Consider the following 1,657-nt stretch of genomic DNA (forward strand, 5'->3'; position numbering starts at 1 on the left):
TTCAAATTTTAGAATATTCATTTTTGGAACTTCAGTTAAATTCAATTTCAGGAAATTTGATAGAGTAGGCTTGTATAAAAATATTGCAGACAACGGTTTGCAGCTTGGCGAAGTGGCGGAAATCGAAGCACAAATGTTTAGTTTTGCACAAAAGTTCAATCGAAGAACTACTGTTGAACTTTGCACTAAACCCGCCATTTTGCCAAACTGCTGTTATCGGTAGCTCTTCCTTTCATCTGTTGTCAAGGTACAAATTTTTCAAATGTTTGTCCGTTAAATTTATATGCACCATTTTCGTGTGTTCCAAGCCAAAGCTCTCCATTGTTATCTTTGTAAATACTGAATAATTTGATGTTTTTTGATTGTTCTTGAACTTGATAGTGTGTAATTTTTGTTCCATCATATTTCCAAACTCCATCACGATAAGTTACAAACCATAAATTATTATCGTTGTCTCTTACCGTTGAAAGATACTCATTCAGACCAATTGTGTTTTTTCCGTCTAAACTGCCTAAGCTTTCGTGTCTTGTATAAAACTTATTGTTTTTTAAAGTTGTACTGTCGTAAACACTATAACGGTTTTCGGTATTAAACCAAAAGTCGCCGTTTTTGTCTTCAGTAATTGAACGCACTCCATTTGCCCCTTCGTTGCGAAATTCCGTCACATCTTCTTCTGTAATCCATTCAAATGATTTTCCATCGTAACGACATACTCCGACCGGATTTGTGCCAAACCAGATGTTTCCTTTTAAGTCTCTGTAAATGCTATAAACTTCAAATGGATTGTTGAGATTTGGTGGCTTTGGAATTGTCAATTCATACAAAGTATTTCCATCAAAGCGGTAAACTTTTTGTTTGGCTTGATAAGAATTTTTTATCCATAAATCATTCGTATCAAGTTTCCATTCATTACTTGGGATTGCTGTAATATTGGTAAATGATTTTCCGTCAAACTTTGTTATTGTAGAATTTGGGTTCATACCTGCAAAATATATATTACCCGATTTATCTTCTTTTATATCATCAACTCTATTGGTATACAAACCGTGCTTTGTGGTGTAATTTATCAAAGTTTTACCGTCATATTTGTACACTCCTGTTTCCCAACTGCCAAACCAGTAGTTGTTCTTCGTATCCTGATAAACAAGCATTATGTTTTTACCAAGTTCTTTGAGCGTGTCTCCGATTGAAATTAACGGACTTGGTTTATCTGAGGTTACAGATTGAGTTGGTTGTCCATTGCACGATGTCAAAAAAGTCAGTATGCTAAAAAATAAAAGTATTCTTGTTTTCAATGTCTGTTCGTTTTATGTCTGCGGTGTCGTTTGGTAGAGTTACCGATAACGTTTCGGGGCTTTGCGATGGTAGGGCAATCGAAGCACAAATCTCCAATTTTGTACAACAGTTGAACCGAAGAACTGCCGTTGAGCTTTGTAGTTTCGCCCCACTATTGCAAAACCCTTGTTAGCGGTAGTTTTTTATTATTTCAAGGTTATTTCCTGCTGTTTCAACTAAAATACAAAATAAAATAGAAATGGAAAGCGTGGATTTTGAGTATTTAACCCCGCTATTGCCAAACCGATGTTGTCTGCAGTATTTTTTATTCAGTCGAATCGGAAATTTCGTGCGTTCATTTCGATTTAGAGAAGCAGAAATT

2 protein-coding genes and 1 pseudogene are annotated in these 1,657 nt (G+C 35.3%); 1 reads left to right on the forward strand and 2 read right to left on the reverse strand.

Annotated elements, in window-relative coordinates; genetic code table 11:
- Positions 1 to 223: pseudogene (locus B0I22_RS16265) on the forward strand (hypothetical protein); the annotation flags it as partial.
- 19 nt (positions 224 to 242) lie between these two features.
- On the opposite strand, the gene B0I22_RS16020 reads toward B0I22_RS16265, so the two are convergent.
- Positions 243 to 1,295, reverse strand: a complete 1,053-nt coding sequence (locus tag B0I22_RS16020; RefSeq protein ID WP_133946621.1) for a ligand-binding sensor domain-containing protein — start codon at positions 1,293 to 1,295, stop codon at positions 243 to 245.
- Positions 1,296 to 1,464: 169 nt separating this feature from the next.
- On the reverse strand, positions 1,465 to 1,657 hold a 193-nt coding region (locus B0I22_RS16270; RefSeq protein WP_221411244.1), incomplete at its 5' end, for a hypothetical protein.

It is taken from the genome of Epilithonimonas xixisoli (assembly GCF_004365655.1).
GTDB classification, from domain to species: domain Bacteria; phylum Bacteroidota; class Bacteroidia; order Flavobacteriales; family Weeksellaceae; genus Epilithonimonas; species Epilithonimonas xixisoli.